The sequence below is a fragment of the Streptomyces iranensis genome (genome assembly GCF_017874715.1).
GTDB lineage: Bacteria > Actinomycetota > Actinomycetes > Streptomycetales > Streptomycetaceae > Streptomyces > Streptomyces iranensis.
Genome location: NZ_JAGGLR010000002.1, coordinates 85333 through 108944, shown reverse-complemented (window position 1 = coordinate 108944; position 23612 = coordinate 85333). Strand labels below are relative to the sequence as shown.

The 23612-nt window shown below is 71.2% G+C and carries 21 protein-coding genes; 11 read left to right on the top strand and 10 right to left on the bottom strand.

The annotated features are described in order from the left end of the window. Nucleotides 1-63 precede the first annotated feature (63 nt). The 5 genes from J2Z30_RS04095 to J2Z30_RS04075 all read right to left on the bottom strand — a co-directional run bounded on the left by J2Z30_RS04095 (nt 64) and on the right by J2Z30_RS04075 (nt 5513). Nucleotides 64-1425: a pyridoxal phosphate-dependent decarboxylase family protein gene (locus J2Z30_RS04095; RefSeq protein ID WP_044578974.1), complete on the bottom strand. Its 1362-nt coding sequence runs from the start codon at nt 1423-1425 to the stop codon at nt 64-66. An 88-nt stretch (nt 1426-1513) separates the two neighbouring features. After that, complete coding sequence (locus J2Z30_RS04090; RefSeq protein ID WP_044578975.1) at nt 1514-2362, bottom strand: fumarylacetoacetate hydrolase family protein; 849 nt, start codon at nt 2360-2362, stop codon at nt 1514-1516. Between the two features lie 11 nt (nt 2363-2373). Then, nucleotides 2374-3303, bottom strand: a complete 930-nt coding sequence (locus J2Z30_RS04085) for a DODA-type extradiol aromatic ring-opening family dioxygenase (protein WP_044578977.1) — start codon at nt 3301-3303, stop codon at nt 2374-2376. After that, complete coding sequence (locus tag J2Z30_RS04080) at nt 3296-4807, bottom strand: aldehyde dehydrogenase (RefSeq protein ID WP_044578980.1); 1512 nt, start codon at nt 4805-4807, stop codon at nt 3296-3298. Before J2Z30_RS04080 ends, J2Z30_RS04085 begins: the two co-directional genes overlap by 8 nt. 130 nt (nt 4808-4937) lie before the next feature. Then, the gene (locus J2Z30_RS04075; RefSeq protein WP_044578982.1) at nt 4938-5513 is read right to left on the bottom strand and encodes a MarR family winged helix-turn-helix transcriptional regulator; all 576 of its coding nucleotides are present in this window, start codon (nt 5511-5513) and stop codon (nt 4938-4940) included. Between the two features lie 325 nt (nt 5514-5838). Between J2Z30_RS04075 and J2Z30_RS04070 the strand changes: the two genes are divergently transcribed. Next, on the top strand, nt 5839-7194 hold the full coding sequence (locus J2Z30_RS04070; protein WP_044578985.1) for a glutamine synthetase family protein: 1356 nt from the start codon (nt 5839-5841) through the stop codon (nt 7192-7194). Between the two features lie 29 nt (nt 7195-7223). On the opposite strand, the gene J2Z30_RS04065 is transcribed toward J2Z30_RS04070, so the two are convergent. Then, nucleotides 7224-7955, bottom strand: coding sequence for a dienelactone hydrolase family protein (locus tag J2Z30_RS04065; protein WP_044578988.1), 732 nt, complete (start codon nt 7953-7955; stop codon nt 7224-7226). A gap of 164 nt (nt 7956-8119) precedes the next feature. Next, nucleotides 8120-9061, bottom strand: coding sequence for a LysR family transcriptional regulator (locus tag J2Z30_RS04060; protein WP_044578990.1), 942 nt, complete (start codon nt 9059-9061; stop codon nt 8120-8122). 98 nt (nt 9062-9159) lie between these two features. On the opposite strand from J2Z30_RS04060, the gene J2Z30_RS04055 reads away from it, so the two are divergent. The 5 genes from J2Z30_RS04055 (at nt 9160) to J2Z30_RS04035 (ending at nt 14174) form a co-directional block, all read left to right on the top strand. Beyond that, the gene (locus J2Z30_RS04055; RefSeq protein ID WP_044578992.1) at nt 9160-10473 is read left to right on the top strand and encodes an aspartate aminotransferase family protein; all 1314 of its coding nucleotides are present in this window, start codon (nt 9160-9162) and stop codon (nt 10471-10473) included. A gap of 114 nt (nt 10474-10587) precedes the next feature. Beyond that, the gene (locus J2Z30_RS04050; RefSeq protein ID WP_044578994.1) at nt 10588-11514 is read left to right on the top strand and encodes an ABC transporter ATP-binding protein; all 927 of its coding nucleotides are present in this window, start codon (nt 10588-10590) and stop codon (nt 11512-11514) included. Then, the gene (locus J2Z30_RS04045; protein ID WP_044578996.1) at nt 11511-12326 is read left to right on the top strand and encodes an ABC transporter permease; all 816 of its coding nucleotides are present in this window, start codon (nt 11511-11513) and stop codon (nt 12324-12326) included. Before J2Z30_RS04050 ends, J2Z30_RS04045 begins: the two co-directional genes overlap by 4 nt. 31 nt (nt 12327-12357) lie before the next feature. Further along, nucleotides 12358-13572 (top strand): sensor histidine kinase, encoded by a 1215-nt coding sequence (locus J2Z30_RS04040; RefSeq protein WP_245387583.1) that lies wholly within the window; start codon nt 12358-12360, stop codon nt 13570-13572. Further along, nucleotides 13569-14174: a response regulator transcription factor gene (locus J2Z30_RS04035; protein ID WP_044578998.1), complete on the top strand. Its 606-nt coding sequence runs from the start codon at nt 13569-13571 to the stop codon at nt 14172-14174. Before J2Z30_RS04040 ends, J2Z30_RS04035 begins: the two co-directional genes overlap by 4 nt. Nucleotides 14175-14267: 93 nt before the next feature. Here the strand turns inward: J2Z30_RS04035 and J2Z30_RS04030 are convergent, their stop codons facing one another. Continuing rightward, nucleotides 14268-15290, bottom strand: coding sequence for an alpha/beta fold hydrolase (locus J2Z30_RS04030; RefSeq protein ID WP_063791008.1), 1023 nt, complete (start codon nt 15288-15290; stop codon nt 14268-14270). 211 nt (nt 15291-15501) lie between these two features. On the opposite strand from J2Z30_RS04030, the gene J2Z30_RS04025 reads away from it, so the two are divergent. Genes J2Z30_RS04025 through ppk2 form a run of 3 tightly spaced genes read left to right on the top strand, consistent with a single transcriptional unit; the run spans nt 15502 to nt 17901 of the window. After that, entirely contained in the window at nt 15502-16656 is a 1155-nt protein-coding gene (locus tag J2Z30_RS04025) for an inorganic phosphate transporter (RefSeq protein ID WP_044579000.1), read from the top strand. 27 nt (nt 16657-16683) lie between these two features. Continuing rightward, nucleotides 16684-16917 (top strand): hypothetical protein, encoded by a 234-nt coding sequence (locus J2Z30_RS04020; RefSeq protein WP_044579002.1) that lies wholly within the window; start codon nt 16684-16686, stop codon nt 16915-16917. A gap of 21 nt (nt 16918-16938) precedes the next feature. Next, nucleotides 16939-17901 carry a polyphosphate kinase 2 gene (gene ppk2 / locus J2Z30_RS04015; RefSeq protein WP_044579004.1) on the top strand — a complete coding sequence of 321 codons (963 nt, stop codon included), beginning with the start codon at nt 16939-16941 and terminating at the stop codon, nt 17899-17901. A gap of 118 nt (nt 17902-18019) precedes the next feature. Here ppk2 and J2Z30_RS04010 read toward each other — a convergent pair whose 3' ends face one another. Next, nucleotides 18020-19351 (bottom strand): family 43 glycosylhydrolase, encoded by a 1332-nt coding sequence (locus tag J2Z30_RS04010; RefSeq protein ID WP_044579006.1) that lies wholly within the window; start codon nt 19349-19351, stop codon nt 18020-18022. 126 nt (nt 19352-19477) lie between these two features. Here J2Z30_RS04010 and J2Z30_RS04005 point away from each other — a divergent pair, with 126 nt between their 5' ends. Then, nucleotides 19478-21457 (top strand): aconitate hydratase, encoded by a 1980-nt coding sequence (locus tag J2Z30_RS04005; protein ID WP_044579008.1) that lies wholly within the window; start codon nt 19478-19480, stop codon nt 21455-21457. 10 nt (nt 21458-21467) lie between these two features. Next, nucleotides 21468-22028: a YceI family protein gene (locus J2Z30_RS04000; protein ID WP_044579010.1), complete on the top strand. Its 561-nt coding sequence runs from the start codon at nt 21468-21470 to the stop codon at nt 22026-22028. A gap of 24 nt (nt 22029-22052) precedes the next feature. On the opposite strand, the gene J2Z30_RS03995 is transcribed toward J2Z30_RS04000, so the two are convergent. After that, a complete protein-coding gene (locus J2Z30_RS03995; RefSeq protein ID WP_044579013.1) occupies nt 22053-23591 on the bottom strand; it encodes a sulfatase family protein in 1539 nt (512 codons plus the stop codon). Nucleotides 23592-23612: the final 21 nt, after the last annotated feature.

Below are 23612 nucleotides of genomic sequence, written 5' to 3'. Positions count from 1 at the left end.
CGTCACGCTCCTGACGCGGAGGGCCGCGGATGGGCTGAAGGGGGGGCATGGGGCGGGCGGCCGTCACGCACGCGCGAGCCGCTCCAGACGCTCATGGAGATGGTCGACATAGCCCTCGGACTCCGGCTTCATCAGCACACTCCGCAGGACGCGGGCCCCGTCGGCGTCCCGGACGAGCTTCGGATGGAGGGCAGTCAGGCGATCCGCGCCGACGCGGAGCGTGCTCACGAAGACGGGGTCGCGGTCCGCCATCCCCTCCTGGAGGATGCGGTTGCTGGCCGCGTCGATCTGCGACAGCGTGGCGGCCTCGGTCACCGGGAAGTAGCTGACGATGTCCAGCTCCGGGGCCTGGTACAGCTCCAGGTGCTCCGAACCCTCGATCAGTTCGGCCCAGCGCAGCGCCGCCCGCCGGCCCGCCGCGAGCGACTGCCCCAGCCCCTCCCGCGTGGGCGGTACCAGCTGGAACGTGAGCCACAGCGCGGCGGCCGCCGCACCCGCGCGGGAACACTCCAGACTGATCTCCCCGAGGTGCAGCTCCTCGGAGGTGAAGTACGTGTACGGCGAGTCGTGCAGATAGAACCGGCCCACCGAGGGATCGCGGAACAGGACGGCGCCGCAGCCGTACGGCTGGAGGCCGTGCTTGTGCGGGTCCACGACGATGGAATCGGCCTCGGCGACGGCCCGCCACGGCTCCTCGGGCAGGCCCTCCGGGCCCGGCGCCCCGGCCAGCAGGGTGAAGAAGCCACCGTAGGCGGCGTCGACGTGGATGCGCACGCCGTAGCGCTCGCGCAGCGCCAGCGCCTCGTGGACCGGTTCGACGGCTCCGAGCCCGGTGGTGCCCGCGGTGAGCACCACGGTGCCGACGCGGCCGGTCCGCAGGACCCGCTCCAGCGCGTCGAGATCGATCCGCCCCAGGTCGTCCACCGGGACCGGATGGCCCTCCACTCCCAGCACACCGCACATCCGGCCGTGGGTGTAGTGGGCCTCGGTGCTGTAGGCGACGCCCTTGCCGGGGTGGAGTTCGCGGGCCACGAAGAGCGCCTCGAGGTTGGCGATGGTGCCGCTGGTGGTCAGGTGGCCGAGGTGGGTGTCGTAGCCGAACATCGTGGCGAGCTGCTGGACGGCCTCCCGCTCCATCTCGGCGGTGGCCGGACCGCCGTCCAGAGCGTGGTTGTTGGGATTGATCAGCATCGCGGTGAGGTAGCCCACGACGGCCGCCGGATGCGGTGGCTTGAGCATCTGGCCCGCGTAACGGGGGTGGAAGAAGGGGTAGTTGTCCTTGAGCCGCTCGGTGAAGACCTCGAACGCGGCGGCGAACCGGGCGTCGTCGACCGCCAGTGTCGGATGGGCCTGGTAGGGGCCGAAGCTCTCCACCCAGTCGGCGTTCGACGCCACGGCCCTGGCGAGCCAGGCATTCAGATCCATGTGGTCCACTCCTTGGTCGGGCCGGAGGTTTTGTTCTGGGCTGCTGGTGTGGTCAGGGCCGCTGGTGTGGTCGGGGCCGCTTGGGCGGTCAGGGCCGCTTGGGCGGGCGGACGCCGCGGAACTCCCAGTCTCCGCCCAGGGCGGTGGACAGGACTTCCTCCGACTCGGTGGGCTGCGCTCCGACATCGCCGCGGATCGGGGTTGGGCCGGTGACGATGTGGTTGGTGAGCCGCCCCAGGCCCTCCACCTCCACGTCCACGACATCGCCGGGTTGTACGGGGCGGGAGTTGGCGGGCGTCCCGGAGAGCAGCACATCACCGGGGTGGAGGGTGATGGTGCGGGCGATGTCGGCGACGAGATAGTGCATGTCCCACTCCATCTCGTCGGTGGACCCGTCCTGCGCCGGCCGGCCGTTGACATAGGTGCGCAGATACTTGCCGCGGAAGTCCCAGTCGGTGACCAGCCCCGGCCCCAGCGGGCACAGGGTGTCGGACCCCTTCACGCGGAGCATCGAACCGGCGTCGGTGTCCCGGAAGTCATGCAGCCCGTAGTCGTTGGCGATCGTGTAACCGGCGATGTGCTCCGCCGCCTGGTGGGGCGCGATGTTCCGCGTGGTCTTCCCGATGACGATGGCCACCTCGCCCTCGTAGTTGAGCCACTTGCAGCCCTCGGGGCGGACGACGGCGCCCCGGTGGGAGTTGAGGGCCGAGGTCGGCTTGTGGAAGTAGGTGGGGGCGGCCGGGAGCCGGACCTGGAACTCGGCGACGCGGCTGCGGTGGTTGAGGTGGACGGCGATCACCTTGGAGGGGGCCACGGGAGGCAGGTGGTGTGCCTCGTGGATCGCGACGCGGCGGCCGTCGCCGGTGACGAGTTCGTCGCCTTCGCGAACGGTCTCCACGACCGCGCCGTCGAGGAGGATGCGGCGGTACTCGGGCATGTCGGCTCTCCTCAGACGGGGCGGTGCGGGGTGGTGCCGGGCGTGGCCGAGCCGGTGCCGGTCCAGCCGTCGGCCGGGCGGTCGAACCAGAGGTGGGCCTGGCCGGTGCCGACGGAGTTCTCGTACGCGCCGTACTGGCGGGCCGGGGCCACGCACCCCCGCTCTCCGAGGGCACCGGCCATCATCAGATAGTGGAAGAACCTCGCCTCGGGCTGGTGGGTCCAGAACGCGTCCATGGTGTCGAGGACCTTGTCGTGGTGGCCCTCCTTGAACCAGGCGATGCGCTCCTCGTCGGCCGCCCTCGCCTGCGGGGTGAAGACATGGCGCGGGTCGCCGGCCTCGTGGTCCCGGATCTCGCGCAGCGGCCAGAAGGTGTGCGAGAGGGCGCCGGAGGCGATCAGGAGCACACGGCGGCCGGGGATGGTGGCGATGCCGTCGGCGAGCGCACGGCCCAGCCGGAAGTGGTCCTCCATGTCGCCGGTCTGGCAGACCCCGATCGTCATCCACCGCTTGCCGGGCAGCCCCTCGCCCAAGAACTTCCAGAGGTTGACGGTGGCGTAGTGGATCGGCAGGAAGGGGTCGTCGATCGGGGTGATGAAGGTGCCGTGTGCCTCGGCGAACTGGCCGACGGCATGGGCGAGTTCGGGGTCGCCGGGGAAGTCGTACGGCATCCGGCACATGCCTCGTGGCAGCTCGTCGGAGGTGAACAGCCCCGCGCGCCGCGAGTGGGCCGTCACGACGAACTCGACCGTGGTGGCCCAGTGGGAGTCCAGGACGACGACGGTGTCGTAGCCGTCGTGCCCGAAGACGTCCTCGCGGAGCTGCCGGAGGCCGGTGACCAGGGTGGACTCCTTGCCCTCGTTGAGCTCGCGCCGGGTTTCCTCGGGGAGCACGATGGTGGGGACATGGGCGAGCAGACCCGCCCCGACGATCTCACCCATGGTCGCTGAATCCCTCTCTGGCGGTCACGCGGTTCTTCAGATCGCAGTAGAAGTCGAAGCTCCAGGTGCCGCCCTCGCGGCCGACGCCGGAGAGCCGGGAGCCGCCGAAGGGCGCCCGCAGATCGCGTACGAAGAAGCAGTTGACCCAGACCGTGCCCGCCACCAGCCGGGCGGTGACGCGTTCGGCACGCCGGTGGTCGCCGGTGGCCACGGTGGCGGCCAGCCCGTAGCGGGTGTCGTTGGCGAGATGGATCGCCTCCGCCTCGTCCGCGAAGGTCTGCAGCGTCAGCACCGGGCCGAAGACCTCCTCCTGCACGATCTCCGAGTCCTGGGCGACGTCGGTGAGGAGCGTGGGCCGGTAGTACAGACCGCCGAGCCGGGTGTGGGAGCCGCCGCCGAAGACCACACGGGCCCCGGCCGCGATCGCCCGCCGTACGAAACCGTCGACCCTCTCGATCTGGCGGGGGTGGATGGTGGGCCCGATGTCGGTGGCCTCCTCGCGCGGATCGCCCTGCGTCAGCCGGGCTGCCTTCCGCGTGAAGCGGTCGGTGAACTCGTCCGCGATGGACTCCTCGACGAGGAGGCGGGTGGCGGCCAGACACACCTGCCCGGCGTTGTCGAACTGCTCCACGGCCAGCTCGACGGCCAGCTCCGGATCCGCGTCCGCGAAGACCAACAGCGGGGACTTGCCGCCGAGTTCGAGACTGAGCGGGGTCAGGTTCCGAGCGGCCGAGGCGGCGATGCGCCGGGCGGTCGGCACCGAGCCGGTGAAACTGATCCGGCGGACGTCCGGGTGCGAGGTGAGGTCGTCGCCGATCTCGGAGCCGTAGCCCTGGACCACGTTGAGGACACCCGGCGGCAGCCCCGCCCCGGCGGCGATGTCCGCGAGCAGCGAGGCGGTCAGCGGGGACCACTCCGCGGGCTTGAGGACCACCGAGTTCCCGGCGGCCAGGGCCGGGGCGACCTTCCAGGTGGCCAGCATCAGCGGAGCGTTCCACGGCGTGATCAGCACACAGGGGCCCGCGGGGTCCCAGCTGATGTGATTGGTGTGGCCGGGGCCGGCGGGGCCGCCGGTGGGCGTCGTGAAGTCCTCGTGGCCCAGGGTGAGCAGCCAGTCCGCGAAGAAGCGGAAGTTGTGGGCGGCGCGCTGTATGACACCCCGGCGGTGCGAGCGCAGAAGCGCGCCGTTGTCGGTGGTCTCGACGATCGCCAGCTCCTCGAGGCGCTCCTCCACACCGTCGGCGATGGCGTGGAGGACGCGGGCGCGCTCGGCCGGGGGAGTGGCGGCCCAGCCGGGGAAGGCGGCCTTCGCGGCGGCCACGGCGGCCTCGGCCTCGTCGGCGCCACCGCGGGCGATGCGGGCGAGGATGCTGCCGTCGATCGGCGAGAGGTCGGGGAAGGTGTGGGCGGACGCCACGCGCCGGCCGCCGATCCAGTGCCGGGTGTCGACGGCGACACCGGCGATCCGTGCCTCGCTCACAGCTGTGTCCGGCCGTTGGGGCATGTCCCGGTCCTCCATTTTGTTTGGCCCCAAACAAGCTAAGGGTGCCGCGGAGCCGGGTCAAGGTCGCCTCGGCGGCCGGGGGGGCTGGGGGGCCTGGACAGCCGCTCCTGGGGAGGTGTCCGGGGTGTGGTCACTGGCGGGAGCGGCGGCCCGAACGTCGCGGGGCGAGATCCCTTCCGCCGAGCAGCTGCCGTCGGCGCTCCTCGCCGTGCTCCTCCAGTTGCGCCACGATCGCGCGCAGCCCGTTGGCGAGCCGCAGGCACTCCTCGGCGCTCAGCGGCGTGGCGACGAACGCCTCTTCGGCGTTGAACGCGGGGAAGAGGCGCTCCATGAGCTCCTCGCCCTCGGGCGTGAGCGAGAGCAGTACGCGCCGCCCGTCCTCCGGGTGGGACGCGCGGGCCACGAGGTGACGCGACTCCAGGGTGCGCGCGATCCCGGTCAGCGTCCCCTTGGAGATGCCCGCCTCTTCCGCGACCGACCAGGTCTCGGCCTCGCCCCAGATCCACAGCACCCACAGCACCACGAAGCCGGTCCAGGTCAGATCGTGCGGGCGCAGCGCGGAGTTCTCCAGGTGCTGGCGGACGGCCGCGGCGGCACGGTGGATATTGGCGACGGCGGCCATCTGTTCACGCTGCAACTCGAAGCCGCCCAGTCGTTCCTGGACGGCCTGTTCGGTCTCGGCGATGGATCGGCGGCGCCCGGCCACGGTGGATCCTCCTCGGCTTCGGGCGGCCTGGGCCGCCGGGTGATTCGTTCGCGCTCAAATGTAGCCCCGGGCGCGCCGGGTGCCGGGCGACGGCGGCGCCTGGAGCTGAGTGGCGGCCGCGTCCGGGGCCGGGTGCCGGCCGCGTCCCGGCCTGCGGGCGGCCGCGCACGGGCCGTATCGCGGCAGCCCTTGTGGACGGCCCGGTCGCCTCGTATCGTGTGGGCCTCTCGTTTGGCATCAAATAATTCCGGCGCCCTCGGGGGCCAGGACAGCGCACGGGGCCGGAACGGAACACACCGTCCGGCCCACTTCCAGGGAGCGACCATTGAGCGCCGAGACAGCCGACCGGGTCCACCGGAGGACCGAGGCGCTCGCGGCCGAGGGCATCGACGTCGTACGCGTCGCCTATCCCGACATGATGGGCTCCGACCGCGGCCGGGACATCCTGCTGCACCATCTGCCCCACGCGGTCGGCCACGGCCTCGCCTTCAGCCGGGCCGTGTACCACACCGCGGCGCTGGGCGATCACTCGTACATCCCCGGCGGCCTCGAGGCCGGTATGCCGGACTTCCTCGTCCGCCCCGACCTGACCACGCTCGTCGCCCTGCCGTGGGAGCCGGGCGTGGCCTGGTGCATCGGCGACATCCGGGACCCGGCCACCGGACTGCCCGTGCCCGAATCGCCACGGGACCTGCTGCGTCAGGTCATCGGCCGGCTGCTCGACGCGAATCTGACCGCGGTCGTGGGCCCGGAGCTGGAGTACGTCCTGCTCGACCCGGACCCGGACTCGCCCGTCGGCTGGCGGCGCTACGCCCCCGCCCCCGGCCATGTCTACACGACCGGCCGCAGGGGCGACCCGGACCGGCACCTCCTGCGCACCCTCCGGGCGTTGCACGCGCTCGGGCTCGACGTCAGCGGCGGCAACCGGGAGTTCGACAGCGGCCAGTTCGAGATCAACCTCAGCCACTCGGAGGCGCTGGACGCCGCGGACCGGGCCTTTCGCTTCAAGGCGGCGATCAAGGAACTCGCCCATGCGGAGGGCCGGTTGGCCACGTTCATGGCCAAGCCGTTCAACGACGGAGGCGGCTCGGGGTTCCATGTCCATCTGTCCCTCGTGGACGCGGACGGGCGCAACGTCTTCGACGCGCCCCGGGAGCCGTACGGGCTGTCCGCCTCGGCGCGCCACGCCCTGGCGGGAGTGCTCGCCCACGCCCCCGCGCTCTCCGCGCTGCTCAACCCCACCGTCAACTCGTACAAGCGCTTCGGCCCGGACACCGCGGCCCCCTGGCTGGTCAACTGGGGCCTGGACAACCGCAACGCCCTGGTGCGCGTCCCGCCCGAGCGCGGTGGCGCCGCCCGCCTGGAGGCGCGCCTCGGCGACGCCACCGCCAACCCCCATCTCGCCATCGCCGGTCTGCTCGCCGCCGCCCATCTGGGCATCGCCGCCGCCGAGGAGCCCCCGCCGCCGATGACCGGCGAGGGCCGCGACAGGGGCACCGCCACCCTGCTGCCGACCGACCTCGGCCAGGCCCTCGACGCCCTGGAAGGCGACGACCAGCTCACCGACGCCCTCGGCAAACCCTTCGTCGACGCCTTCCTCACCTTCAAGCGGGACGAACTCGCCAGGTTCCAGCGGTACGTCACCGACTGGGAGTTCCGCGAGTACGCGCGGCTCATCTGAGGCCGGCCCTCGCCAGGGGGCCGGAGGTCTCAGGCGAGATGGCGGGCGAAGAACCTCAGCGTGCTGTCCAGCTCGAAGGCCGGGATCTCCGCGTGTGCGCCGGGGTTGGCGTGCAGTGTCTTCTCGGCCGAGGCCAAGGCGTCGAACAGCGCCAGGCTCTGGTCACGCGGCACCCGCTCGTCGTCCCACTGCACCAGGAACTCCACCGGGACGGTGATCCGCGCGGCGGCCCCGGCCGAGGCCAAGGCCCCGCCCAGGCCCAGCACCGCCGCGCGGACCCGGGGTTCGGCGGCGACGAACGGAACGCCGAGGCCGCAGCCCAGCGAGACCCCCCAGTAGCCCACCGGACCGGTGCCGACGTGATCGAGTTGCCGCACCGCGTCCAGGACCGCCTGCCATTCCGGGACGGTCCGGCGGGCCACGAGCGCCTGGAACTCGGCGATGAGCGGGGCCAGTTCCGCTCCGGCCGCCACACGTGCCTGGTTCTCGGTGGCGATCCGGTCGTACTCCTCGTGCGGTGGCCGGTCGCCGTGTCCGGGCACATCGACCGCCACCGCCGCGAAACCGCACTCGGCCACAAGGCGGTGTGCATGAGCGAGGATGTCCGGGGCCTTCTTGTGCTGGCCGCCGCCGTGCCCCAGCAGGATCAGGGGCCGGGCACCGGCGGCGCCTTCCGGCGTCCACAGCACGCCGGGTATCTCACCGAGGGTGAAGAGCTGTTCGCGGACACCGTCGGACGACGTTTCAGAGCTGAAGCGCATTGCGTAGCAAGCCTTTCGGGATGCCTTTTACGGGCACTCCCCAGGCCATGCGGGAGAAGGAGGCCCGATCTGTCACAGCGTTGATCGGTCTCACCTCCTCGGTTCGCGGCAGCGCACGGCGGCCCTGAAAGTATCACGCCCCGCCTGCCCCGGGCGCCCGGCCGTCAGCGGTCCCGGGCGGGGTGCCGGCTCCGCTGGTCCGGGGCGGACAGGGCCGGGATCTCGGGGTGGTCGCGCAGGGCCGCCACGACCGCGTTCACCGCGGCGCGCTGCGTCGTGCCGCGCCGCACCGCGATGGTGATGTTGCGGTGCACCGGTGTGCTGAGCTCGCGGGTGGCGACGGCGTGGTCCGGGGTGATGGCGAGCGCGGGCAGCAGGGTGATCGACCGGCCCGACTCGACGTGTCGCAGCAGCATCAGATAGTTGCTGAACCGGCAGGCCACCCGGGGTTCGAACCCCGACTCACGGCACAGCCGTACGGTCAGATCCGCCATGTACGACTGCGGTCGGTCACACGCCCAGGTCTCCTCCGCGCACGCCGCGAGGTTCACCGTCGTACGGCTGGTGAGCGGGTGGTCGCGCGGCAGCACCAGCACGATCGGGTCGGTTCCGAGCGGGATGATCTCGAGGTCCGCGCCCCACGAGAGGCCGGCGTAGTCGGTGGTGGTGACGATGACGTCCGCCTCGCCCGAGCGGAGGGCCGGTCCGCCCTCGTGCGGCTCCAGCTCGATCAGTTCGAGGTGCAGCCGCGGATGGGTGGTGGCCAGGCGCGTCGCCGCCGGGACCGCGAAGGTGTAGATCGCGCTCTGGAACGCCCCGAGCCGTACGGTGCCGATGGGCTCGTCGTTCAGGGCGTGCAGCTCGGCCTCGGCCTCCGCCATCTGGTCCAGGATCTCCCGGCCCCGGCGGGCCAGCAGCAGTCCGGCCGGGGTCAGCCGCACCTTCCGACCGGTCCGCTCGATCAGCCGGCACCGGGTCTCGGTCTCCAGGACCGCCAGTTGCTGGGACACCGTCGACGCGCTCAGGTGCAGCGTCTCCGCGACCGCGCGGACGGTGCCCAGGGTTTCCAGCAGGCTGAGCAGCCGCAGCCGACCCGAGTTGAGCATGGGGGCGATTCTACGGTTCCGCTGTCCGGTTCTGGCGAACAGAACGGTCGGATCTGTGCGATGGACGCGCGCAGTGGCGCATCCCTAACGTCGTTCGTATGGATCCCGAGACAGCCGGTGGCGCCATGGAGCGCCACCTCATCCGCTATTCCGGCCGAGCCGCGTTCACCCCCGAGGTCATCGCCCGCGCCGCGGGCACCTCGGTGTTCACCGAGAGCGGCCGCGAGCTGCTCGACTTCACCTCCGGCCAGATGAGTGCGATCCTCGGCCACTCACATCCGGAGATCGTCGCCACGGTGCGCGAGCAGGTCGCCCACCTCGATCATCTGCACAGCGGCATGCTCAGCCGCCCGGTCATCGACCTCACCCGGCGGCTCGCCGAGACCCTGCCCGACCCCCTCGAGAAGGCGCTGCTCCTCACGACCGGGGCGGAGGCGAACGAGGCCGCGGTGCGGCTGGCGAAACTCGTCACCGGCCGCCATGAGATCGTCTCGTTCGCCCGGTCCTGGCACGGCATGACCCAGGCCGCCTCGAACGCCACCTACAGCGCCGGGCGCAAGGGCTACGGACCCGCCGCGCCCGGCAACTTCGCGCTGCCGGTACCGGACCGCTTCCACCCCGACATCGTCGACGCCGAGGGCGTCCTCGACTGGCGCCGCCAGCTCGACCTGGGCTTCGACCTCATCGACGCCCAGTCGGTGGGCAGCCTCGCCGCCTGCCTGGTCGAGCCGATCCTCAGCTCCGGCGGCGTCATCGAGCTCCCGCCGGGCTATCTCGCCGCCCTGGCCCAGAAGTGCCGGGAGCGGGACATGCTGCTGATCCTCGACGAGGCCCAGACCGGGCTGTGCCGCACCGGCGACTGGTACGCCTTCGATTATGACGGTGTCGTGCCGGACATCCTCACGCTGTCCAAGACGCTCGGCGCCGGGCTCCCGCTGGCCGCCGTGCTGACCAGCCCGGAGATCGAGCAGCAGGCGTACGACCGGGGGTTCCTGTTCTTCACCACCCATGCGAGCGATCCGCTGCCGGCCGCCGTCGGCAACACCGTCCTCGACGTCCTGGTCCGCGACCACCTCGACAAGCGGGCGCGCGAACTCGGCACGGCACTGCGCGGTCAGCTCCATGAGCTCGCCACCCGCCACGATGTCGTAGGGGACGTCCGCGGCCGCGGACTGCTGCTGGGGATGGAGCTGGTCGGCGACCAGGTACTGGGCGCCGGTGGCGCCGACCGGCTCGGCGCGGCCGTCACCCGGCGCTGCTTCGAGCTCGGGCTGCACATGAACATCGTCCAGTTGCCCGGCATGGGCGGTACCTTCCGGATCGCGCCCCCGCTGACCGCGAGCGACGACGAGATCGCCCGCGGTGTCGCCATCCTCGACCAGGCGCTCACCGACGCCGTCCGGGGCCTCTGACGCCATGCCATGAGCCCGCCTGACGCCATCTCATGAGTCCGTATGACATCTGTCATGCGGACTCATGACATGCCGCACTCCTCCCGGCCCCGCCGTGCCGGAAACCTGGAAGGCATGGACACCGTTATCGAAACCGCCGACTTGCGGCGGCACTACCAGGGATTCGAGGCCGTGCGCGGCGTCGATCTCACGGTCGCCCGTGGCGAGCTCTTCGCGCTCCTGGGGACCAACGGGGCCGGTAAGACCTCCACCCTCGAGGTCCTGGAGGGGCAGGCCACCCCCACCTCCGGGACCGTGCGGGTGCTCGGCGGCGACCCGTACCGCGACCGCGCCGCCGTCCGTCCCCGTATCGGGGTGATGCTCCAGGAGGGCGGCTTCCCGACCGAGCTCACGGTCACCGAGACCGCGCGCATGTGGGCGGGGTGCACCAGCGGCGCCCGCCCCGTGGCCGAGGCCCTGGAGCTGACCCGGCTGACCCAGCGGCGGGCGGTGCGGGTCAAGCAGCTCTCGGGTGGCGAGCGCCGCCGTCTCGATCTCGCCCTGGCCCTGCTGGGGCGGCCGGAGGTGCTGTTCCTGGACGAGCCCACGACCGGCCTGGACGCGCAGTCCCGCCACGAGACCTGGGAGCTGATCCGGGAGCTCAAGGAGCAGGGCACGACGGTGCTGCTCACCACCCACTACCTGGAGGAGGCGGAGCAGCTGGCCGACCGGCTGGCGATCATGCACGCCGGGCGGATCGCCACCTCGGGACGGGTTGCCGACGTGGTCTCCGAACGGCCCTCGCGGATGAGCTTCGAGCTGCCCACGGACTACTTCCTCGGCGATCTGCCACCGCTGGCACCGCTGGGGGTGACCAAGCAGGAGAACACCGGGCGGACGGTCAAGCTGGAGACCGCCGATCTCCAGCGCACGGCGACGGAGCTGCTGCTGTGGGCCCGGGACAAGGACGTGGCGCTGCGCGGGTTCGACGCGCGGTCGGCCACGCTGGAGGAGGCGTTCATGGAGATCGCGAAGGGCCTGGAGAGCGAGGGGGCACGATGACGACGTCAGCAGCCCGTACGGGACGCACGCACGCGGCCACGCCCACCCGGGTCACCGCCATGGACCGCCTGGCCGCCCTCGGCCGCGCCGAGCTGACGCTGCTGGTACGCAGCAAGGCGGCCCTGGTCACCGCGGTGGTCCTGCCGAGCATCATGGCCTTCGCGATGCGCGGTGTGGTCAACCAGCTGGACCTGGGCGGCACCGGCCTGTCCGTGGCCACCGTCATGCTGCCCGCCGCGCTGGCGATGGCGCTGTTCTTCTCCGTCTACACGAACCTGGTCGGCGTGTATGTGCTGCGCCGCGAGACCCTCGTACTGAAGCGGCTGCGCAGCGGTGAGGTGCGCGACTGGGAGATCCTCGTCGGCAACGCCCTCCCGGCGTTCCTGCTGGCGCTCGTGCAGTCCCTGCTGCTGGCGATCGGGATGACCGTGTTCCTGGACGCGGACGCGCCCGCCGCCCCGCACCTGGCGGTGTTCGGCCTGCTCGTCGGCGTGGCGATGCTGGTGGCCGCGGGAGCGCTGACGGCGGCGTTCACCCGGACCGCGGAGAGCGCACAGCTGACGTTCCTGCCCTTCCTGCTGGTGACCATGACCGCCTCCGGGGTCTACGCGCCGCGTGAGGTGATGCCGGACATGCTGGCCGACATCGCCGCCTGGCTGCCGTTCTCGCCGGTGATGGACCTGCTGAGGGGCGGCTGGACGGGCGGCCTGGACGGTGTGGACCAGCTCCGGGCGGCGCTCCTCGCGCTGGCCTGGACGGGCCTGGCAGTGTTCGGTGTACGCCGGTGGTTCCGCTGGGGACCGCGAGGTTGAGGACGGCGGAGCCGAAGTGGAGACGATGAGCATGAGCGTGGATGACTGGGTGGAGCGGTTCGGGGGCCCGGACGGCCCCGAGCGCTACCGCCGCTACACCCTCGCCACCGTCGTCTTCCTCGCCGCCACCGAGGCGGCGCTGTGGGTGTTCTGGATCGCGACGACGGAAGCCGGTCCGCTCGGGTCGGCCCTGGTGGCGGGCGTGGGCACGGTGCACGTCGCCGTCCAGGGGCGGCTCTCCCGGGCCGCCCTGCTCCACTACCTCGGCGCCGGACCGCGCCCGGTCTGGCTGGTCGCGCTGTACGTCGCCGTCACCGTGGTCATGGCCGCCCTGGGGTGTGCGCTGCTGGCCGCCGGACGCATCCATGACGGGAACCTGGCGTCGTATCTGGTCTGGCTGCTGATGTACTACGCCGGTCCGCCGATGCTGGCGCTGCCGCGTCGCGCCGGGGCGATGGTGGTCGGGGCGGTGCCGGTGGCGGCGCTCGGCGCGGCGGTGGCAAGCGGGCTGTCGGGCGAGCCGCTGGCCCTCGTGATCGGCGCCACGTTGCTCATCGTTCCGTTCATGGCCACCGCGCTACGGGTCTCGGGGTGGAGCGTGCGGCTGATCGAGGAGCTGGCCAGGGCGCGGGTGACGCAGGCCCGCCTCGCCGTGGCGGAGGAGCGGCTGCGCTTCGGCCGCGATCTGCACGATGTGCTGGGCCGCAACCTCGCGGTGGTGGCGCTGAAGAGCGAGCTCGCGGTGGAGCTGGCCCGGCGGGGCCGGGAGGAAGCGGTGGCCCAGATGGAGGAGGTGCAGCGGATCGCGCAGGAGTCACAGCGGGAGATCCGCGCGGTGGTACGCGGCTACCGCACCGCCGATCTGCACGCCGAACTGGCCGGGGCCCGGTCCGTGCTGGAGGCGGCCGGGATCGACTGCCGGATCGAGAACGGCCCGGCGGCGCGGCTGCCCGAGCAGACGCAGACGGCGCTCGGCTGGGTGGTCCGCGAGGGGACGACGAATGTGCTCCGCCACGCACAGGGCGCGTCCCGCTGCGAGGTGTCGGTGCGCGCCACGGTCGCGGGCTCGGTGGCACTGCTGATGGAGAACGACGGGGTGGACGCGGACCCCCGACCGGGCACCGGCAGCGGCCTGCCGGGGCTGCGCGAGCGCCTGGCCGAGGTGGACGGCACCCTGGCCACCGAACGGCGCCCGGACGGGACCTTCCGCCTGACCGCGAGGATTCCGTGGGAGGCGGGCGAATGATCAGGGTTCTGCTGGCGGACGACGAACACCTCATCCGGGGCGCGCTCGCCTCCCTCCTCGCGCTGGAGGACGACATCACCGTGGTGGCGGAGGCCGCATCGGGCGACGAGGCACTGGCCATGGCTCGGGCGCACCGCCCCGACGTGGCCGTGCTGGACATGCGGATGCCCGGACGTGACGGGGTTTCGGTGGCGGCGCGGCTGCGCGACGAGATGCCGGAGTGCGCCTCGATGATCGTCACCAGCCACGCCGGGGCCGGGGCGCTGAGGCAGGCGCTGGCGGCGGGTGTGCGCGGCTTCGTGCCGAAGACGGTGTCCGCGCGGCGACTGGCCGAGATCATCCGTACGGTGCACAGGGACGGCCGCTACGTGGACCACGAACTGGCGGCGGACGCGATCGCCGCGGGCGAGTCGCCCCTCACTGCCCGCGAGGCGGAAATGCTGTCGCTGGCCGAGGACGGGGCACCGGTGGCGGAGATCGCGTCCCGCGCCGCGCTGTCCCCCGGGACGGTGCGTAACTACCTGTCCGCCGCCGCGGCCAAACTCGGCGCGGAGAACCGCCATGTGGCGGCGCGGATCGCCCGCGAACGGGGATGGCTGTAGGGGTTCGCGCCCGCTCGCCGGACAGTCGTCGGCGGTCTTCCGCCGTCGGTCGGCGGTCGGTCGGCGGTCGGTCAGCAGGCGGTCAGCAGTCGGTCAGCGCGGGCGCCGGCGTCGACGGCGGCCGACGAGGAGGGCGCCACCGCCCAGGAGCAGCGCCGCCGCGCCCGCGGTCACCCATGCGGCGGCCGTGTCGGCGGGCCGGGACTCCGCACGGGCGCGGGAGTCGGAGGGGTTGGCCGCGGGCGACGGCCGGGCCGAACCGGTGGCCGTGGCGGCCTTGATGATGAGGTCGGTGACCGCCTGGGGGTGGGCGATCATGGCCACGTGGGAGGAGTTGATCTCCACGGTGTGAGAGTGGGCGCGCTTGGCCTCGAAGCGCTCCTGCCGGGGGTTGATGGTCTTGTCCTGCCGGGCGACGAGGAACCAGGACGGGATCTGCCGCCACGCCGCCACCTTGGCCTTCTCGGAGAACGTGGCCGTCGTGGCGGGCCGTTGGGTCACCGCCAGCAGTTTCGCCGTACCGGTCGGCAGGTCGGCGGCGAAGACCCGGTGGAGCTTGTCCCGCTTGAGGTACAGGTCCGTACCCCGCACACCGCCACCGGCCCGGTAGGGCACCGCCTTGGTGGCGGTGGCGAGCTCGCTGGGGAACCGGGCGGCCAGCGACTGCCCGCTCTCCCCCTTGTCGGGCATCAGGGCGGACACGTACACCAGCGACTTCACCCGGGAGTTCCCCGCCGCGGCCGTGCTGATGACCGCGCCGCCGTAGGAGTGGCCCACCAGCACGATCGGGCCCTTGACGCTGTCCAGGACGGACGCGATGTAGGCGGAGTCGGTGGCGAGGCCGCGCAGCGGGTTGGCGGGGGCGAAGACGGGGTAGCCACGGCGCTCCAGCCGTTCGATGACACCGTTCCAGCTGGAGCCGTCCGCGAACGCGCCGTGGATCAGGACCACCGTGGGCTTACGGCCCGCCGCATCGTCCTCCGCCGCGGCCGCGGCCGGGGCCGCCACCGCCCCGCACACCACGAGGGCACACCCGGCCGCCACGGCGCGTGCCCGGATCCGCCCATGTGCCCGGAGCCGTCCGCGTCCGGAGCCGAGAGCCGGAGACGCCGCCATGGTGTCCTCGCTTCCCTTGAGGGCTGTGGCTCCTCAACGGTCGCCGGACCCGTGGCGCGCGGCCGCGCGGCAGGGTCCGACCGGGTGAAGTAGGTGATCCACCAGGGTTATGCCGCGCTGACAACGATTCCCACGACCTGCCCGCGCTGTCCTTGTACTGCCTTTGCCTCGAGTTCGCCGGGCATTGGCCTGGCCTTGTTTGCATGCAGGAATGGACCACATCACCTTCTTGGTGGCGGTCGTCATCGTCACGGCGCTCGCCTTCGACTTCACCAACGGATTCCATGACACGGCCAACGCCATGGCGACCTCCATCGCCACCGGCGCACTCACCCCCAGAACCGCGGTTCTGGTGAGCGGGATCCTCAATATCGTCGGTGCCTTCCTGTCCACCGAGGTCGCCAAGACCATCTCCGGTGGCATCGTCGACGACTCCCTGGTCACCCCAGGCATGATCTTCGCGGGGCTGGTCGGGGCGATCCTCTGGAATCTGCTGACCTGGCTGGTCGGGCTGCCGTCGAGCTCGTCGCACGCCCTGTTCGGCGGGTTGATCGGGGCCGTGTGGGTCGGTGCGGGCTCGCACGGCGTGCACTTCGACAAGGTTGTCGAGAAGGTGCTGATACCGGCGGTGGCCTCGCCGGTCGTGGCCGGGATCGCCGCGCTGCTGGCCACCTACCTCGCGTACCGGCTCACCGACCGGGCCCGTAAGAAGTCCGTGACCAAGGGCTTCCGGGCCGGTCAGATCGCCTCGGCCTCGCTCGTCTCGCTCGCCCACGGCACCAACGACGCGCAGAAGACCATGGGCGTCATCACGCTGACCCTGATCTCGACGGGCGCCCTCGGCCACGACGCCGGTCCGCCGCTGTGGGTGATCGCCTCCGCGGGTCTCGCCATCGGCCTCGGCACCTACCTGGGCGGCTGGCGGATCATCCGCACCATGGGGAAGGGGCTGACCGAGATCCAGTCCCCGCAGGGCTTCGCCGCCGAGACCGCCTCCACGACCGTCATCCTCACCTCCGCCCACCTCGGCTTCGCCCTGTCCACCACCCAGGTGGCCTCCGGCAGCATCCTCGGCGCGGGTCTGGGCCGACGGCTGGCGGAGGTGCGCTGGGGCGTCGCGGGCCGCATGGTGATCGCCTGGATGGTCACCCTGCCCGCCGCCGCGCTGGTCGGCGGCGTCTCCGCGAGCGTGGTCACGAACGGCGGAAACATCGGCGCTGCGGTCGTCGCGCTGATCGGCGCGGCCCTCGCCGGGGGCATCGTGCTCCTCTCCCGCCGTAACCCCGTGGACGCGCAGAACGTCAACGACGCCCACGAGGTCACCATCCGCAACGAGCCGCCGGCCAAGGTCGGCACGGCCGCATAAGTCCTCGACTTCCGGAGGGTTGGAACGATGCATCTCGACTGGACCGCACTCGGCCAGGTCACCGCGGTGAGCATCGGCGTCACCGTTGCCGTGGTCACCGTCTTCGCACTCGGTGTCCTGGGCGTCGCCCGCGTGGAGGCGGCCCGTGAGGAGAGCGGCACCGGCTCGGCCCTGGGCCTCACCCAGGCCGGACTGTGCTTCGTGGCGTGCGCGGCGGTGGTGGTCTACGGGATCTACCTGATCGTGCCGCAGTTCCACTGAGAAACGGAAAGGCAGGACCGCATGACAACGCCGCCCTCGCTGTCCGAGCTGGCTGAGCTGGCCGATCTGGCCGATCTGACGGTCGACTACAGCGACCACGACGACCCCGTGCTCATCCGGCCGGACGGAAGCCCGGTCGACACCTGGCGGGAGAACTATCCCTACGCGCACCGCATGGCGCGCAAGGAGTATGAGTGGCACAAGCGGCTCCAGCAGATAGAACTGCTGAAGCTGCAGCGCTGGATCAAGGAGACCGGACGCCGACTCGTCATCGCCTTCGAGGGTCGGGACGCGGCCGGCAAGGGCGGCACCATCAAGCGCTTCACCGAGCACCTCAACCCGCGTGGCGCGCGGGTCGTGGCGCTAGAGAAGCCGACGGAGCGCGAACGCGGCCAGTGGTACTTCCAGCGGTACGTGGAGCATCTGCCGACCGCGGGTGAGATCGTGCTCTTCGACCGGTCCTGGTACAACCGGGCCGGTGTCGAGCGGGTCATGGGCTTCTGCTCGAAGGACGAGTACCGGCGCTTCATGCGCCAGGCGCCGCTCTTCGAGCGGATGCTCGTGGACGACGGTGTCGACCTGGTGAAGTTCTGGTTCTCGGTGTCCCAGAGCGAGCAGCGCACCCGCTTCACGATCCGCCAGGTGGATCCCGTACGGCAGTGGAAGCTCAGCCCGATGGACCTCGCCTCGCTGGCCCGCTGGGACGATTACACCGCCGCGAAGGTCGCCATGTTCCACCAGACGGACACGGAGTACGCGCCCTGGACGGTGGTCAAGAGCAACGACAAGAAGCGGGCGCGGGTGGAGGCGATGCGCAGTGTGCTCGCGCGTTTCGACTACTCCGACAAGGACGAGGAGGTCGTCGGCACCCCCGACCCGCGCATCGTGGGCGCGGCGGCGGGCCTGCTGGAGGAGGGCGAGGACGACACGAACGACGCCGCCGACGACACCACGAGCGTGATCAACGACGGCGACGGGCGCTGACGAGCACACCGGAGCCGGACGCCGGGGCCCAGGAATGGATCCCGGTCGACATGCTGCCGGCGCCCGCCACCCGGGCCCCGCCACCCGGGCCCCTCCACCCGGGCGACGGGCCCGCCGTTCACCACCGGCGGCGCCGGACGTACAGCCGACGGCCCTCGGGGCCGGTCCACTCCAGCCGGACGACACCGGGCACGGCGGCGTCGCCGATGCGCGCCGGGTCGGACCAGTAGCCGAAGTTCGGATTGCGGAAGAACGTGGCCCACAGGCGTCCGCCGTGGTCCTCGAAGACGTTGTTGTGGCCGGCGCCGACACCCGCGGTCCACCGCTTGGAGTACGGCCCCTCGAAGCGGTCCGAGACGGCGATGACGGCGTCGTAGTGGTACTGGACGCGGCCCGGACCGGGTGGGTCGTAGGCGTAGCGGGTGCTGCCGTCGGGATTGGCCGACGTCCGGTTCCACGCGGCCTGGAGGAGGTAGTACGAGCCCCCGTACTTGAACACGTACGCACCCTCGAGATACGGCTCGGGGGAGTAGGGCCGCTGCCGGAACGTCGGGAGGCCGCTCGTCGGGACGATGTCCTCCATGTCGTCCCGGAACCTCGCGTACAGGTTGTTGTGCAGCACGAGCCACGCGTCGTCGCCCTCGGAGAAGAGGCCGCCGTCGATGTGGTGGTACGCGCCGGGCTCGATGAAGTCCGGCCCCCCGATGGCCGGGTCGCCGAAGGGCTTGTCGAGGTTGCCCTCGGCGAGCCGGTACGGGCCCTCGATGCCACCCTCGCTCACCAGCAGGAACGACCCGACCTTCCGGGAGTGGTCGCCCATGCACGCCACGATGTACCAGGTGCCGCGGAAGTGGTGCAGCTCAGGGGCCCAGACCTCGCCCCGCTTGCCGAACCGCTCGTCGTACCAGTACTCCTGCCACGGGGCGACGACGGTGCGTCCGGGCCGGTTCTCGCCGGCGAATTCGGGCGACCACACCTTGCCCCGCTCGGCGCCGGGCCGGATGCCGGTCGTGTCGACCAGCTTCCAGGGGCCCCGCAGGGACGGGGCCACCCATACGAAGATGCCGTCGTTCCACGGGGCGGCGGCGGTGAGTCCGGGCACGCGGGTGGTGCCCGTGGCCACGTAGACCGGACGGCCGTCCACGACGAAGCAGTTGACGTAGGTGTCCCGCATCCAGACCAGGCCGCGCTCCCGGTCGCGGGGGCGCGGCTCGAGCGGGAGGATGAAGGAGTTGTCCTTGCGCGGCCACAGGTCCGGGCGGGTGTCCGCGAGGCCGTAAGGGTCGGGTTCGGGCCAGTTCGACGGGTACCGCCGCATCGCGGCGGCCTCCTGGGGCGATGCCTGGGCGGCGGCCGCGGGCAGCCCCGCCGCCACGCCCAGGGAACCCGCGACTCCGGCCAGCAATGTGCGTCTGTGGATGGGCAGCCTGTTCTCGGAGCTGGTTGGCATGACCACAGCATGGGGATGCCTGCCGATTTTAGTCAAGAGCCAGGAATAAAGATGACGCGGCGTGGACCGGGTACCCGACTGGGGCGCCCGGAGCGTCCGGACGCTCCGCCCGGAAGGCGGTGGCACATGGATCTGCCCCGTGCCCGTGCGCACGGCACCGTGACCCAGCGGCTCATCGATGACCATCTGTTGTCCGGCCGGATGGAGCCGGGGGAGGAGATCGCGCTGCGGGTGGACCAGACGCTGACGCAGGATGCCACCGGCACGCTGGTGATGCAGGAGCTGGAAGCGCTGGCCCTGGACCGGGTCCGTACCGAGGCCAGCGTCCAGTACGTCGACCACAACATCCTCCAGGCCGACGAGCGCAACGCCGAGGACCACCTCTTCCTGCGCTCGGCCGCCCGCCGCTTCGGCCTGTGGTTCTCCAAACCCGGCAACGGCGTCTCCCACCCGACCCATATGCACCACTTCGGCGCCCCCGGCAAGACGCTGGCCGGTTCCGACTCACACACCTGCGCGGCCGGTTCCCTGGGCATGCTGGCGATCGGCACCGGCGGCCTGGAAGTGGCGCTCGCCATGGCCGGACGGCCGCTCCACCTCACCATGCCGGAGGTCTGGGGCATCCGGCTGACCGGGGAGCTGCCTCCGTGGGTCAGCGCCAAGGACGTGATCCTTGAGCTGCTGCGCCGTCACGGGGTGCAGGGCGGCGTCCATCGTGTCCTGGAGTACCACGGCCCCGGTCTGGCCTCCCTCACCGCGATGGACCGCCACGTCATCGCCAACATGGGGGCGGAACTCGGCGCCACCACCACCGTCTTCCCCTCGGACGGGGCGGTGCGCGGCTTCCTCGACGGGGTGGGGCGCGGCGATGACTTCGTCGGGATCACCGCGGAGGAGGACGCCTCCTACGACCTCGATGAGGAGATCGACCTGTCGTCACTGGAGCCGCTCATCGCGCGGCCCACCTCTCCGGGAAACGTCGTGCCGGTCAGGGAGGCCGCCGGGGAGCCCATCGCCCAGGCCGTCATCGGCTCCTCCGCCAACCCCGGATTCCGCGACTTCGCCGTCCCGGCCGCCATGGTGGCCGGGCGCCAGATCCCGGCCGGGGTGAGCTTCGACGTCAACCCGACATCCCGCGAGATCCTCCAGGACCTGACGCGCCGCGGCGCGACGTTCGACCTGATCGCCGCCGGTGCCCGTATCCATCAGTCGGGCTGTCTGGGCTGCATCGGCATGGGGCAGGCCCCGGCCACGGGAAGCAACTCCCTGCGCACCTTCCCGCGCAACTTCCCCGGTCGCTCCGGCACCGCGGACGACGCGGTGTGGCTGTGCTCACCGGAGACCGCCACGGCCTCCGCGCTGACCGGCGCCATCGCGGATCCGCGCGACTGGGCCGAGCGCGTCTCGGCGGCGGCCCCTCCCACGCCGGAGGCGCCCGACCCGCCGTCGAACAACGACGCCATGCTGGAACCACCGCTGCCACCGGACGAGGCCGCGCGCGTCCAACTGGTACGCGGCCCCAACATCTCCGCGCTGCCGGAGCTGGATCCGCTGCCGGACTGCATTCACGGCCCCGTACTCCTCAAGGCCGGTGACGACGTCTCGACCGACGAGATCTCCCCGGCCGGGGCGGCCGCCCTGCCCTACCGCTCCAACATCCCCAAGCTGGCGGGATTCACCCTCATCCGGCTGGACCCCGACTACCCGCGGCGCGCCGAGGCGGTCCGCGAGGACACCGGGCATCTCATCGTCGCCGGTGCGAACTACGGGCAGGGCTCGTCCCGCGAACACGCCGCCATCGCCCCGCGCTACCTCGGCCTGCGAGCCGTCATCGCCAAGTCCTACGCCCGCATCCACTGGCAGAACCTGGTCAACTTCGGTGTGCTGCCGCTCGAATTCGAGGATCCCGCGGACTACGACCGGATCGGCCCCGACGACCGGCTGCATGTCTCCGGTCTGCACGAGGCCCTCGCCCCGGGCGGCGAACCGACCCTCCGTGTCCGCAACGCGACCCGGGACGAGGAGTACACCGTCCGCCACCGCCTCTCGCCCCGGCAGCGGGAAGCGGTGCTCGCGGGCGGTATCATCCCGGCTCTCGCACACTGAGGTGAGTGCTATGACGCTGAGTGACGGAACGTATCGGATAGGCCCGCCGGACGCCCGGCTGCTGATCAGGACCAGCCGTACCGGGCTCGGCCGGAGGGCGGGGCACGATCTGACGCTCGAGGCCACCCGGTGGTCCGGGGAAGTGGTGGTCGTGGCCGACGCCCCTGAGCGGTCGTCGGTGAGCGTCACGATCGAGACGCGATCGCTGGACGTCCGCGAGGGGACCGGCGGGCTGAAGCCACTCACCGACGGCGACCGGGCCGACATCAAGCGGACGCTGGAGGGCAAGGGGCAGTTGCACACCGCGGAGCACCCCACGATCGCCTTCCGCTCCACCCACGTCACCGGTACGCCTCAGTCCTTCGAGATCACGGGCGACCTCACCATCAAGGGCCGGACCCACCCGGTGACGGTGCACGGGAGCGCCGATCCGGACGGAACGCTGCGCGGCTCGGCGTCCTTCACTCAGTCCACCTGGGGAATCAAGCCGTACACCGCGTTCCTGGGCGCGCTGAAGCTGGCCGACGAGGTCCGGGTGGAGTTCATATGCCCCGGCGTAGCGGGCCGTTGAGGGTCCGCCACGCCGGGGCTGCCGCTAGCTGCCGCTGTCGCTGTTGCTCTCGGTCCGGGACGCGTCCTGGCAGCTCTCCGCGCCCTTGCACTTCTGGAGCGCGGTGAGGGTGCGGTGCATGGCGGCCCGTTGTTCGGCCGAGAGGGACGCCTCCCGGTTGGTCAGCTGCTCGGGGTCGGAGTCCAGATCGTAGAACTCCCGCTCTCCATCGGTGTATTCGACGTAGAGGGAGTCGTCGGTGCGCATCGCCGCGTAGGTCGGTGGATCGCCGGCGTTCTTGGGCGCCGCGTCGGGATCGCCCTTCTTGGACGCCGCCTTATGGTGCTCGACCAGGACGGCATCGCGCCACTCGTCCTCGGTCCGGCCGTGCATCAGGTCGCCCAGGCTGCGCCCGTCCACGCCCGACGGCGAATCCACGCCCGCGAGGTCCTGGAAGGTCGGGTTGAGGTCGACGTTCTCGGCGAGCTGGGACACCTTCTTACCCGCCGGAACATCGGGTCCGGTGACCATCAGCGGCACGTTGATATCGGTGTCGTAGGCGGTCTGCTTTCCGGTGCGGAGCCGGTGTTCGCCCATGTGGAAGCCGTTGTCCGACCCGAACACGATATAGGTGTTGTCCGCCAGGCCCGTGTCCTCGAGCGTCTTCTCCAGCTGACCGATCATTTCGTCGACCGCCTGGACCGAGCGCGCTCGCTTGGCGAAATTCCGGTCGATCCCCTGCTTTTCCTTCGACGTCAGCGGTGACAAGGAGCGCTGCCATTCCGGCGCGTTAACGGTCGCCTTGTCATAGGCATCGGTCTGCGGAGCCTTGAGCCCCGGGAACTTGCCCTTGTGGCGCGGCGCGGGTGTGTAGGGGCCGTGCGGTGCGAAAGTGGCCACCTCCAGCATGAACGGCTTCTTCTCTTCCGCCGAGGAGCCGACGAACGAGGTGGCCTTCTTCGCCAGGACGTCCGTCAGATAATCCTGGGGAGCCTTTCCATAGGGCACGACCTTGCCGTTCTCGTTCAGCTCGTAGTTGTACTCATGGTAGCCCTCCCCGGCGACGTCCCACTCGTCCCAGCCGGCGGGCACATAGGGCTTGTCGGTGCCGTTCTTGTCGCCCGGCTGGTATCCGTTGAGGTACTTGCCCATAAATCCGGTGCGATAGCCGGCGCGTTGCATCGCGGGCCCGAAGGTCTTCTTTTCGTTGCCGTTCTTCAGAAAGGCGCGGTAGCCGCCGTCGTCGCCGTTGTTGGTGAAGACACCGGTGTTGTGCGGGAATTGACCGGTGAGAATGGATGTGCGCGACGGGCAGCACAGCGAGTCGGTGGCGAAGAAGTTACTGAAGGTCATCCCCTTCTTCTGCATCTCCTGTACATGCGGCATGTACTTCACAAGATTCCATGACAGGTCGTCGGTGAGGACGTACACGATGTTGGGCTTCTTACCGGAAGCCGAGGCGTCGGTGTCAGAGGTGGCACCTTCGGCCGTGTCCCCCATTCTGTTGTTGCACGAGGCCAACATCGCGACGGCCAGGGCCGCACACAGGGCGGCGAGGACACGTGGACGGCGACTGCCGAACATGGCGCAACCTCCTACGAGTTG